General features: G+C 58.8%; 12 protein-coding genes. 4 read left to right on the forward strand and 8 right to left on the reverse strand.

Annotated elements, in window-relative coordinates:
• Nucleotides 1–60 precede the first annotated feature (60 nt).
• The 4 genes from pcaF to paaG are packed head-to-tail and all read right to left on the reverse strand — an operon-like array spanning nucleotide 61 to nucleotide 4063.
• Entirely contained in the window at nucleotides 61–1308 is a 1248-nt protein-coding gene (gene pcaF, locus NLU14_RS18580; RefSeq protein WP_275709369.1) for a 3-oxoadipyl-CoA thiolase, read from the reverse strand.
• Nucleotides 1305–1751, reverse strand: a complete 447-nt coding sequence (gene paaI, locus NLU14_RS18585) for a hydroxyphenylacetyl-CoA thioesterase PaaI (RefSeq protein WP_275709371.1) — start codon at nucleotides 1749–1751, stop codon at nucleotides 1305–1307. The genes pcaF and paaI overlap by 4 nt, the downstream gene beginning before the upstream one ends.
• Complete coding sequence (paaH, locus tag NLU14_RS18590) at nucleotides 1748–3268, reverse strand: 3-hydroxyacyl-CoA dehydrogenase PaaH (protein ID WP_275709373.1); 1521 nt, start codon at nucleotides 3266–3268, stop codon at nucleotides 1748–1750. The genes paaI and paaH overlap by 4 nt, the downstream gene beginning before the upstream one ends.
• Before the next feature lie 3 nt (nucleotides 3269–3271).
• A complete protein-coding gene (gene paaG, locus NLU14_RS18595) occupies nucleotides 3272–4063 on the reverse strand; it encodes a 2-(1,2-epoxy-1,2-dihydrophenyl)acetyl-CoA isomerase PaaG (protein WP_275709375.1) in 792 nt (263 codons plus the stop codon).
• A gap of 385 nt (nucleotides 4064–4448) precedes the next feature.
• On the opposite strand from paaG, the gene NLU14_RS18600 reads away from it, so the two are divergent.
• Complete coding sequence (locus NLU14_RS18600) at nucleotides 4449–5042, forward strand: phenylacetic acid degradation protein PaaY (protein WP_275709377.1); 594 nt, start codon at nucleotides 4449–4451, stop codon at nucleotides 5040–5042.
• Nucleotides 5043–5073: 31 nt separating this feature from the next.
• Here the strand turns inward: NLU14_RS18600 and NLU14_RS18605 are convergent, their stop codons facing one another.
• From NLU14_RS18605 to NLU14_RS18615, 3 genes are all read right to left on the reverse strand, one after another.
• A complete protein-coding gene (locus NLU14_RS18605; RefSeq protein ID WP_275709379.1) occupies nucleotides 5074–5973 on the reverse strand; it encodes a haloalkane dehalogenase in 900 nt (299 codons plus the stop codon).
• 122 nt (nucleotides 5974–6095) lie between these two features.
• Nucleotides 6096–6344 (reverse strand): hypothetical protein, encoded by a 249-nt coding sequence (locus NLU14_RS18610; protein WP_275709381.1) that lies wholly within the window; start codon nucleotides 6342–6344, stop codon nucleotides 6096–6098.
• A gap of 118 nt (nucleotides 6345–6462) precedes the next feature.
• A complete protein-coding gene (locus NLU14_RS18615; RefSeq protein WP_275709383.1) occupies nucleotides 6463–6807 on the reverse strand; it encodes a hypothetical protein in 345 nt (114 codons plus the stop codon).
• 152 nt (nucleotides 6808–6959) lie between these two features.
• On the opposite strand from NLU14_RS18615, the gene NLU14_RS18620 reads away from it, so the two are divergent.
• Both NLU14_RS18620 and NLU14_RS18625 read left to right on the forward strand, forming a co-directional pair.
• Nucleotides 6960–8075, forward strand: coding sequence for an AI-2E family transporter (locus NLU14_RS18620; protein ID WP_275709385.1), 1116 nt, complete (start codon nucleotides 6960–6962; stop codon nucleotides 8073–8075).
• Between the two features lie 81 nt (nucleotides 8076–8156).
• On the forward strand, nucleotides 8157–8576 hold the full coding sequence (locus NLU14_RS18625) for a peptidoglycan-binding domain-containing protein (RefSeq protein ID WP_275709387.1): 420 nt from the start codon (nucleotides 8157–8159) through the stop codon (nucleotides 8574–8576).
• 12 nt (nucleotides 8577–8588) lie between these two features.
• Here NLU14_RS18625 and ilvD read toward each other — a convergent pair whose 3' ends face one another.
• On the reverse strand, nucleotides 8589–10424 hold the full coding sequence (gene ilvD / locus NLU14_RS18630; protein WP_275709389.1) for a dihydroxy-acid dehydratase: 1836 nt from the start codon (nucleotides 10422–10424) through the stop codon (nucleotides 8589–8591).
• A 145-nt stretch (nucleotides 10425–10569) separates the two neighbouring features.
• On the opposite strand from ilvD, the gene NLU14_RS18635 reads away from it, so the two are divergent.
• Nucleotides 10570–11826 (forward strand): HDOD domain-containing protein, encoded by a 1257-nt coding sequence (locus tag NLU14_RS18635; RefSeq protein WP_275709391.1) that lies wholly within the window; start codon nucleotides 10570–10572, stop codon nucleotides 11824–11826.
• Nucleotides 11827–11839 lie beyond the last annotated feature (13 nt).

Raw genomic sequence — 11839 nt, forward strand, 5'->3', positions numbered from 1 at the left:
GATTCTGTCCTGCGTTGTTCTTGTCGGGTAATGGTCTGTGTTCTGGCCCGGACCGTGGAGTCAGGCCACCGCATCCGTCCGTTCAATGATGATGGCAATGCCCTGGCCCACGCCGATGCACATGGTGCAGAGCGCATAACGGGCTTTCTGTCCGGCAGCGTGGCGGCGCTCCAGTTCGTTCAGGGCTGTAGTCACCAGTCGGGCACCACTCATGCCCAGCGGGTGGCCAAGGGCAATGGCGCCACCGTTCGGGTTTACGTGCTCGGCGTCGTCCGGCAGCCCGAGGTCGCGGGTGACGGCGAGGGCCTGTGCGGCAAAGGCTTCGTTCAGTTCAATCACGTCCATATCAGCCAGCTCAAGGCCGGCGGTAGCCAGTACCTTGCGGGTTGCCGGAGCAGGCCCAAAGCCCATGATCCGTGGCTCAACGCCGGCAGTCGACATGGCAACCACCCGGGCGCGGGGCTTGAGGTTGTACTGTTTGAGAGCGCCGGCCCCAGCCAGTAGCAGGGCGCAGGCGCCATCGTTCACACCGGAGGCATTGCCCGCGGTCACGGTACCGTTTTCGCGGAACGGCGTGGGTAGCGTGGCCAGCTTCTCAAGACTGGTTTCCCGGGGGTGCTCGTCAGTATCCACCACCAGCGGATCCTGCTTGCGGCGGGGGATGGTCACCGGGGTAATCTCGGTGGCAAGTCGCCCGGCCTTCTGGGCTGCCGCGGTCCGCTGTTGGCTGCGCAGCGCGAAGGCGTCCTGGTCATCCCGGGCAATGCCGAAGTCGGCGGCCACGTTTTCTGCCGTCTCCGGCATGGAATCAATACCGTACTGCCTTTTCAGTACCGGATTGACAAAGCGCCAGCCAATCGTGGTATCAAAAATTTCTGCTTTGCGGCTGAACGGGGTTTCCGACTTGCCCATGACGAAAGGTGCCCGGGACATGGATTCCACGCCGCCCGCCAGCATCAGGCCGGCTTCGCCGGTGCGGATGGCTCGTGCCGCGCTTCCTACGGCGTCCATGCCGGAGCCGCAGAGGCGGTTGATTGTGCTACCGGGAACGTCGACCGGAAGGCCGGCCAGCAGCGACGACATACGGGCAACGTCACGATTGTCTTCGCCAGCCTGATTGGCGCAGCCGTAGAGGACATCGTCAATTTTTGACCAGTCCAGGTCCGGGTTTCTTTCCATCAGGGCTTTCATCGGGATGGCCCCGAGGTCGTCGGCGCGGACGGCTGCCAGGGCGCCGCCATAGCGGCCAATCGGGGTGCGAATGGCGTCAACAATGTAGGCGTCTTGCAAGCGATTATCTGCGCTCATGAGTGTTCCTCCGAATGAATGACGGGGCCGCGGACCTGGTAGGATTTTCCCCGGAACAGGGCAACGGTACGGCCATCCTGATTGGTTAAAGTGATGTCGTAGACGCCCGTTCGGCCGCCCCGGGATTGCTCCTCGGCGGTTGCGGTCAGTACATCGCCAGCCTTGGCGCCAGACATGTAGTCGATGCTGCATCCGGAGGCGACGGTCGCTTTGTCATAAGTGTTGCAGCTAAAAGCAAAGGCGGAATCGGCGAGGGTAAAAAGGTAGCCGCCATGACACGAGCCATGGCCCTGGATCATGTCGTCGGTCACCATCATGCTCAGCACGGCCCGGCCGGGGGCGATGGATTCGATTTTCATGCCAAGCTTCTGGCTTGCCCGATCCCGGGCAAACATGGCTTCCGCACAGCGTTCGGCCAGTTGTTGCGGATCGGTTTCGGTCATGCGTAGAACCCCTTTTCGGCATAATGGTTTTTCCGGAGCAGAAGGGCCGGCCGGTATCGGTCTTCGCCATAACTGTTCTGAATGTTGGTGAGAACCTGAAATACCCGGCCATTGCCAAGCCGGTCGCTCCAGCTCAGCGGACCCTCCGGGTAGTTCAGGCCGGCCTTCATGGCGAGGTCGATGTCCTCTTTTGTTGCCACACCGTGCAGTTCGGCGTCGGCTGCCTCGTTCGCCAGCATGGCGACCGTACGCATGACCACAATGCCGGGGCGATCTTCAACCAGGCTCACGGCGATACCCGCTTTCTGAAGTAAAGCACAGGCATCGGAACACGCCTTGTCGGAGGCCTGGTCGGCGACACAAATCGCCAGCCTGGTTGCCTTGCTGAAGTCGAATGCAAGGTCAAACAGCGCCAGATTGGGAGAGCCTTCCGCGCGGGCGCGCTCCGTCGCCATACGGCCATCGGTGAGGGCCAGTACCGCCTCTCCGAACCGGAGTTGCCCCGGACCGTCCCGTTCAACGATTTCGAGGCCGGCGTCGCGGAAGCGATCAACCAGTTGGGCGGCGGGCCCCATCTCGCCTTCAACGATCAGTTGGGTGTCGTTGCTTTGGCAGGCAGGCTCGGTGCCTGGCTCCGGGCGCTTACTGTCTTCGGCGTAGCGGTAAAAACCGTGACCGCTCTTGCGGCCGAGCCGCCCAGCTTCGACCAGTTCTTTCTGGATCAGAGAGGGAAGAAAGCGGGTGTCCTGGTAATAGGCGTTGAATACCGAATTGGTCACTGCGTAGTTGACGTCGTGGCCTATCAGGTCGGTCAGTTCAAACGGCCCCATCCGGAAATTGCCCGCCTCACGAATGATGGCGTCCAGGGTCGCCGGATCGGCGGCGCCTTCCTGGAGCAGTCGCAGGCTTTCGGCATAAAACGGCCGTGCCACGCGATTAACAATGAAGCCTGGCGTCGAAGTGGCGAACACCGGCTTTTTGCCCCAGTTTGTCGCGGTAGCATAAACAATCTCTGCCACGTTTTTGTCGGTGGCCAGGCCTTTTACCACTTCCACCAGCGCCATCAGGGGGGCGGGGTTGAAAAAGTGCATGCCGACCAGGCGCTCCGGACAGCGGAGCCTGGCTCCCAGAGCGGTCACGGAGATGGATGAGGTGTTGGTGGCAAGGATAGTTTCATTGCTGCACAGTTCTTCGAGCTCCGCCAGCAGTGTGCGCTTGATATTGAGGTCTTCAATAATGGCCTCAATGACCATGCCGCTCTCGGCGATTTCCGAAAGCGCGCTGACCGGCTGAATGCGACCGACAATGGCATCGACGGTTTGCTGCTCCATCCTGCCCTTGTCCACCCGGCGCTGGAGCTGCTTTGCGACGCCATCCCGGCCTGCTGCGGCTGCCCCGTCGCGTTGGTCGTGAAGGTATACCTTGTGACCCGCCTGGGCGGCCACCTGGGCGATGCCGGAGCCCATGGCGCCGGCGCCGATAACGGCAATCGTGGTCTGGGTAGCAAGTGCCTGCATTATTTACTTTCCCTTGAAGGTCGGCGTGCGTTTTTCCATGAAGGCGGCAACGCCTTCACGGTAGTCCTCGGACCGTCCCGCCAGGCGCTGTAGATCACGCTCAAGGTTGATCTGCTCTTCAAAGGTGTTGCTGGCACTGGCGTGCAGCGCACGCTTGATCAGGGCGAGGCCTTTAGTGGGTTGGGTGGCAAAGTGCCTTGCCAGCTTCATGGTCTCTTCCATCAGCGCCTCGTTATCAACGCAGCGCCAGATCATGCCCCAGCTTTCGGCCTGCTCTGCGCTGATCTTGTCACCCAGCAAGGCCATACCTTTGGCGCGTGCCATGCCTGCTACTCGCGGCAAGGTCCAGGTGCCGCCGGAGTCAGGAATCAGTCCCAGCTTGCAGAACGCCTGTACAAAGTTGGCAGAACGGGCCGCCAGAGTAATATCGCAGGCGAGAGCAATGTTGGCACCGGCTCCGGCAGCAACGCCGTTAACTGCGCACAGAACCGGCATTGGTAAATCACGCAGGCTTCGCAACATCGGGTTGTAGTAGTTCTCAAGGGAGGCGCCCAGGTCGGGCGTTTCCTGGTCCGGGGATACGCTGCGGTCAGAGAGATCCTGTCCCGCACAAAAACCCCGACCAGAGCCGGTAATGACCAGTACGCGGACAGACTCGTCCTTGCGAACGGTGCTGATGGCGTCGCGCATGCGTTCGTGCATTTCGACATTGAAGCTGTTCAGGCTGTCGGGACGGTTCAGGGTAAGCAGGGCCACACCCTGATCGATGTCGAGAAGAATGCTGGGCTGAGTCATGGCGTTATCCTATACATAAGCAATCCGATGTGGCTTTGTTTTTGTCTAAACAAGATCTGCCGGCCAGCATCCAAATCGCTATAAAGTGATGTTCCGGTTGTGCCTGGTCTGATTTCCAAATCAGTATATCTATTAATTGATACTGGTCAAGGTTTGGTATTACTGGATTATGTATCACGTTGACAGGTTTTGGCGGTAATTATATAAGCGAATGAAAATAAACAAAAATAACCTGTTAAAAGGCAGCATTCAGGGAGTTTTTATGAGTGTTTTGTTGAGTATTTATCTGTATTTTTGCGAAATGATATCCAAAAATCGATAATGTAGATCGTAAAGTGAATCAGAAATTTCTTTCAAGTTTCGAACGTTGATGAAGGAGCGAAGCATGCCGAGTTACAGTATTGAAGGCGTTCAGCCTGTTGTTCATCCGTCCGCATACGTTCACCCAACAGCGATTCTGATTGGGGATGTGTGGATCGGTCCCGACTGCTACGTGGGGCCGGCTGCCTCTCTGCGTGGTGATTTTGGCCGAGTTGTACTCAAGGAAGGTTCGAATATTCAGGATAATTGCGTGATGCATGCATTTCCTGGCATGGATACGGTGATTGAGAAAAATGGCCATGTGGGGCATGGCGCAATTCTCCACGGTTGCATTGTTGGGCAGGACGCGATGGTCGGTATGAATGCCGTGGTAATGGATGAAGCGGTAATCGCTCCCCGATCTATCGTTGGCGCCTGTGCTTTGGTCAAGGCTGGCTTCCAGTGTGAGCCTGCGTCTTTGATTGTAGGTACACCGGCGAAAGTGGTGCGGACGTTAAGTGATAGTGAGGTCGCTTGGAAAGCCAAGGGCACTGAAGAGTACAAGAGGCTGACTCTGCGCTGCCATGCAAGCCTGGAGGAGTGTCGGCCACTTGCTGAGGCGGACAGTGACCGCCCAAGGGTTGATGCGGGGAGCTACCAACCCAAGCATCAAGCTTGATTCAGGCTAGTGTCCATTACCAGTGGCGGCATCAGGCCGCCATTTCGGATTTGCACGCGTCGATGATGATGCGGGCAAAGTCGTCCGGGGAATCTTCCTGCAGAAAGTGGCCGCCGCGCAACGTAATGTGCGGCTGTCCAAGGGCGCCGGGAATGCGGCGTTGCATGTAACGGTCTCCGCCGCGGGTTATGGGGTCGCCGCTACTGAAGCAGGTAATGAAGGGTTTTTTCCATGTTTCCAGGACTCGCCAGGCGGCCTTGTTGGCTTCGCTTGCCGGGTCTTCGGCGGATACCGGCACCAGCTTTGGAAAGGCACGGGCGCCGGCCTTGAATTCGGCGGACGGGAACGGCGCCTCGTAGGCCGCGATCTCGGCTTTGCTCAGGGCTCTCTCTGTTCCCAACTGGACAATCCTGCCTACCGGGAACCAGGGGCTGTGGGTGGCAAAGGTTTTCCATAGCGTGAATACCGCCGGTACCGGTGTATCCCCGGTGGGCAGCATGCCGTTACCCACAATAATCCTGCGGAAAAGCTGCGGATGTTCAGCCGCCAGTCGCAGGCCCAGCAGCGAGCCCCAGTTCTGGCAAACCAGTGTGATGTTCTTCAGGCCCAGGGCCTTGAGCCATTGGGACAGCCAGGCCATGTGGCGTTCGTAACTGTAATCGCCAACACTGGAGGGCTTGTCGGACTTGCCAAACCCGATCAGGTCCGGCGCCAATACCCTATGCCCGGCCCCTGCCACCAATGGAATCATGTGCCGGTAGAGATACGACCAGGAGGGTTCCCCGTGCAGCATTAAGACCGGCGCCGCTTCCTTCGGGCCTTCGTCCACGTAGTGCATTCTCAGGCCTGGCTCAACGTCCAGATAGTGAGGGGAAAAAGGGTAGTCCGGAAGACCTGCGAAGCGGGCTTCATCGGTTCTCAGAATACGCATGCCATCGACTGTCCTGACTGAGTGGTTGCGTGGCTGGTGTTACCGCAGCCTTCACGAATCAGGATAAATCAGATGGAAAATTTGTGTGTTTGGTTTACGTAACAGTGCGTTGACTGTTTGAATCAGGACGCCTTGCTGAACAGATCTTCCGGGTCGTCAAGCCGCGCCAGCGCTGCGTCACAGCAGTTCAGCGCGCCGCAGTCGTCCGCTGAACACAGGGCCAGGGTGTGGCATTGGATACCATAGGCATTCTGCTCACCGTTACGGAAGATGCGTCCACGGGAAAGGGTTGAGCGGCAATGCCCGCACAGCAAAGTGGGTACCGCGCTGCCTTCCGATGCGATGGCACTGTAATATTCTGTCTTTTGCATAAAAACCTCCAATACACCCAAGCTAAGGGCGAACTGTGACAATTAAAAGTCAGCATTACGGAAATTAAAGCAAAAATACGAAGAGAGTACCGTCGAAGCTCACTGTTCCCGGCCAGTTCTAGCGGTCAGAGTCCGCGATCGGGCGACGGTTTGAGCGCTTGTCTTCCCAGTCCAGTGATTTCGGGTCATACCAGCCGATGCGGTTGAGGACCTTCTCACGGGTTGCGGGAGACAGCGTCGGCCACAGGTCCTGGAAGTCGTCCAGGCCTTGCTCGCGCTGACGCAGTTGCTTGCTCTGCAGGCGCCGGATGATCTGGGGCAGCTGCAGGGCTTCGCCTAGTTGGCCCGGCACCAGCACTTCCTGGCCCATCACCTTGCGGCGGTGGGTCCTGGCTGCCAGTACCCGATGCAGCGCGGCCGCAGCATCCAGTGCCGTTTCAACATCAAACTCTTCGTTATCCAACGTCGTGACCTGTTTAACGAATGACCAATAACCGTCCACTATAACCTGAAAGCCGCTAGACTGGCCACGGCGGCGTGGTAGTCTAGGCCCATTCAGATCCGCAACCCAACAACCCGCAACAATGCCCCAAACAGGTTCAGGGAATCGCATATATGTACGGAAAACTTGAGACACACACTTTTCTGGCCATGCTGGTCGGGGTTTCCCTCGCGTTCGTCCTGCTGATGAAACCTTTCTTCGGCCCGATTTTCTGGGCGGTGGCCATTGCACTGATTTTCCACCCGGTTCGTGAACGCCTGGCGCGACGGCTGGGTGACCGCCCCAATATCATTGCATTGCTGACGCTGCTTATCTGCATGGTGATCGTCGTCATACCCGTGCTGGCGCTGGTGACCTCGCTGGTGGCCGAGGGATTGTCGCTTTACCAGCGAATACAGGAAGGGCAACTACGGCCCGGCGAATACATCGACAGGGTCAACCAGTCGTTTCCTGCCATCGAGTCCTTCTTTGCCCAGTTCGGGATGGATTTTGAAGGCGTGAGGGACCGGGTGGTCAATGCGTTCGTGGGTGGCAGCCAGTTCCTGGCGAAACAGGCCCTGGGTTTTGGCCAGAATACGTTCCAGTTTTTTCTGGGCCTGGCGCTAATGGTGTACCTGTCGTTCTTCCTGCTCCGTGATGGCAGCCAGCTGGTGGATCTGCTGATCCGGGCATTGCCGCTCGGGGATGAGCGAGAGCGCCTGTTGTTCGCCAAGTTTGCCGAGGTCACACGGGCGACGGTCAAGGGTAACCTGTTGATTGCCATCATCCAGGGTGCGCTTGGCGGCGGAATTTTCTGGTTTCTGGGTATCCAGGGTGCACTTCTGTGGGGGGTGGTGATGGCCATCGTCTCACTGCTCCCCGCGGTTGGGGCGGCACTGGTGTGGGTGCCTGCGGCGCTCTACCTGGCGGCTACCGGGGAAATGGTGTCGGCCATTGTGCTGACCGCCTTCGGGGTGGTCGTCATAGGGCTGGCGGATAACCTGCTGAGGCCGGTGTTTGTGGGTCGGGATACCAAGTTGCCTGATTACATTGTGCTGCTTTCCACCCTCGGCGGGATTGTTATGTTCGGGATCAATGGGTTTGTGATGGGGCCATTGGTGGCGGCCCTGTTCATGGCTTTCTGGGGTATTTTCATTCGGGAGTTCGGGGAAAAGCACGAGGTAAGCCCAGACAATCTGCCTACCTCGGCTACAGAATCGCAACAATCCGACCGGCCCGGCGGTGTTTGAAATGTGTTAGTCTTTAGTCGTAATGTCCACCCTGTAGGGACAGGCGGCACAATAAAAAACGACAGGTAACTGGAGTAGATCATGGCTAGGCAAACAAACATTCGCACTCGCATGGCAACAGCGATCATGGCTGGCGCACTGGCCCTGGCGGTAGTTCCCCATGCAGCAGCGAACGACACAGTGGCGCTCAAGAACGCTCTTTATGGTGCGGGTTATGACATCAATAATGTCAGCCCGCAAATGGACGAGGCCACCCGCTCGGCACTGATCGCCTTTCAGAAGGAACAGGGGCTGAACGCTTCTGGTGTTCTGGATGACGCGACCAAGGAAGCGCTGGGAATGGTGCCGGTCCAGGTCGCTGCAGCTGGCTCTTCCGGCAATACCGAAGCGTCACAGAGCTCGAGCACTTCCAGCAGCGCCGCTGAGCCTGAAGAGGCGGAAGCGCAGGCAGAAGAAGACGATATTGAGGAAGACGACGACGGTGGCTGGTCCTTTTTCTAGGGGCCGACTCGTTCAGTCGAGCATTTTCAGGTTCCTGACGGCACCCTTGTCGGCGCTGGTTGCCAGCAATGCATAGGCCTTCAGTGCGGCTGATACCTTGCGCGGTCTTGCCAGCTCCGGCTTCCAGCCTTTCTCATTTCTCGCTTCACGACGACGGTCCAACTCGTTCTGGTCTATCTCCACGTTGATGGAGCGGTTGGGAATGTCGATGCGGATCAGGTCGCCATTCTCAATCAGGCCAATGGCGCCACCAGCCGCTGCCTCGGGGGAGGCGTGGCCGATGGACAGGCCGGAGGTGCCGCCAGAAAAGCGGCCGTCGGTCAGCAGGGCGCATTCCTTGCCCAGGCCCTTGGATTTCAAATAGCTGGTGGGGTAGAGCATTTCCTGCATACCGGGCCCGCCCCGGGGGCCTTCGTAGCGGATAATAACCACTTCGCCCGGCTTTACTTCGTCGTTGAGGATGCCTTCCACAGCGGTATCCTGGCTCTCGAATACCCGTGCCTTACCTTCAAACACGTAGATGCTTTCGTCCACGCCGGCGGTCTTGACGACACAGCCGTCCAGGGCGATGTTGCCGAAGAGCACGGCCAGCCCGCCCTCCGACGAATAGGCGTGTTCAACTGAGCGGATACACCCGGTTTCGCGGTCGCCATCGAGGGAGGGCCAGCGGGTGCTCTGGCTGAAAGCTGTCTGGGTGGGAATGCCGGCGGGGCCGGCCTTGTAGAATTCCACTACTTCCGGTGTCGGTTCCCGCATGATGTCCCAGGTTTTCAGGGCTTCCCGCATGGTTTTGCTGTGTACGGTAGGCAAGTCGGTATTGATCAGGCCTCCTCGCTCCAGTTCACCAAGGATGCCCATGATGCCGCCGGCGCGGTGAACGTCCTCCATGTGATATTTCGGGGAGTTCGGGGCTACCTTGCAAAGCTGCGGTACCCGGCGGGACAACTGGTCAATCTCGCTCAAGGTGAACGGAACGCCACCTTCCTGGGCTGCTGCCAGCAGGTGCAGGATGGTGTTGGTGGATCCGCCCATGGCGATGTCCATCACCATGGCGTTCTCGAACGCTTCCATGGAGGCGATGCTCAGTGGCAGCACGCTGGCGTCGTCGTCTTCGTAATAGCGGCGGGCATTCTCTACAATCTGTCTTCCGGCCTTCAGGAACAGTGCTTCGCGATCGGCGTGGGTGGCCAGCATCGAGCCATTACCGGGCAACGCCAGGCCTATGGCTTCGGTCAGGCAGTTCATGGAGTTGGCGGTAAACATGCCGGAGCATGAGCCGCAGGTGGGGCAGGCGCTACGCTCGTATTCCGCGACTGTTTCGTCATCGGCGTTGGGGTCGGCCGCAATCACCATGGCGTCGACCAGATCCAGCTTGTGCTCAGACAGCTTGGTCTTGCCGGCTTCCATGGGGCCGCCGGATACGAAAATGGTGGGAATATTCAGGCGCATGGCGGCCATCAGCATGCCCGGGGTGATCTTGTCGCAGTTGGAAATGCACACCAGTGCGTCGGCACAGTGGGCGTTCACCATGTATTCCACGGAATCGGCGATGATTTCACGGGAAGGCAGGGAATACAGCATGCCGTCGTGGCCCATGGCTATGCCATCGTCCACGGCAATGGTGTTGAATTCCTTGGCTACACCGCCGGCGGCCTCGATTTCGCGGCACACCAACTGGCCCAGGTCCTTGAGGTGGACATGGCCGGGTACGAACTGGGTAAAGGAGTTGGCTACGGCAATGATGGGTTTACCGAAGTCTTCATTCTTCATGCCGGTGGCGCGCCAAAGTGCGCGTGCGCCAGCCATATTACGGCCTGCGGTGGATGTCCGCGAACGATACTGGGGCATGGTTGTCTGGTCTCTCTGCTGCAACTGGGTCAAAAAGTGGAAGGCATGAGGATACCAGATTACCCCTTGATCGCATGGTTGTTTTGGCAATCCGCGCTTACAATGTGTAACAGAGTTAATGAACAATTGATCAAGGAGTAGTCCTATGGCCGCCCAGGAAAGCCTGCCCCTGCGTCGTCTCAAACAGTTTCAGCCCCTGAACCGGCTGACGGACGACCAGCTGGTTTTGCTCGCAAGTCGGGCAGAGAGAAGAACCCATGGCCCGGGTCAGCAGGTGGTGGAGCGTGGTGTCCGGGATGGCCTGGATATTTTCCTGATTGCCGGAAGTGTAGAGCTGGAGTCCATTGACGGCCGCAAGTCCACCATAGACGCCGACACCGACAAAGCCCTCAACCCCATTGCCCGCCTTCAGCCCCGCATGTACAACGTGACGGCGATCAAGGCGAGCGAGTTTCTGGTCATCCAGCAGGACATACTTAACCAGTTGCTGCGGGCGGCCCCCGTGCCGCAGGTGGAAATGGATTCAGGGGACGGCCTTGGTGACGACGGCAGCGAAGAACACCATCTGCTGATGGAATTCTACGCGGAACTGCGTTCCAACCAGCTTACCCTGCCCAGTGTGCCGGATGTGGCCTGGAAAGTACGCCGGACCGTAGACCGCGAGGATTCCACCGCAGACCACGTGGCCAGCGCCATTTCCGCGGACCCGGCGATGGCCGCCAAGCTGGTGCGTGCCTGCAACAGCCCCTTGTATCGGGGGTTTAGCGACGTCCGTAATGTTCGCGAAGCGGTGGTCAGGCTGGGCATGCGCACCACGCGCCAGTTGGTCACGGTGTTTTCCATGCGCGAAGTGTTTAAGACCAGGCAGGCTTCGTTGCAGAAGGAGATGGACAAGCTCTGGCGCCATTCCCGCGAGGTAGCGGCGCTGTGCTGGGTACTTGCGGACAGTGCCACTGCCATCAACCCGGAGGAGGCCCTGCTCGCGGGATTATTGCACGATATCGGTGTGGTGCCGGTGCTGGTCCAGGCAGAGCATCACGTCAACCTGTTTGCTGATCAGGCCAACCTTGAGCATGCCATCAGCGAACTCAGGGCGGATGTGGGCACCGCCATTCTGGAAAGCTGGTCGTTTCCGGCCAACTTCCTTGAGGCAACGCGGCATGCGGAGGACTGGAGGCATGAAAGCCGTGAGACCGCCCCTCAACTGGTGGATATTGTGATTGTCGCGCAGTTACATGCGATGATTGGGTCCAGCCAGAACAGTTCCCTGCCCCCGTTTGACGAGGTGCCTGCCTATCGCAGGCTGGGCGAGCTTGAGCTGAACGCGTCCCGAAGCCTGCAATTGCTGACGGAGGCCCGCGCGAGGGTGGACGAAGTCCATCGTCTGCTTTCAATTCACTGAGGATATGACAGGG

The organism is Marinobacter iranensis, assembly GCF_029207565.1.
Lineage (GTDB): Bacteria > Pseudomonadota > Gammaproteobacteria > Pseudomonadales > Oleiphilaceae > Marinobacter > Marinobacter iranensis.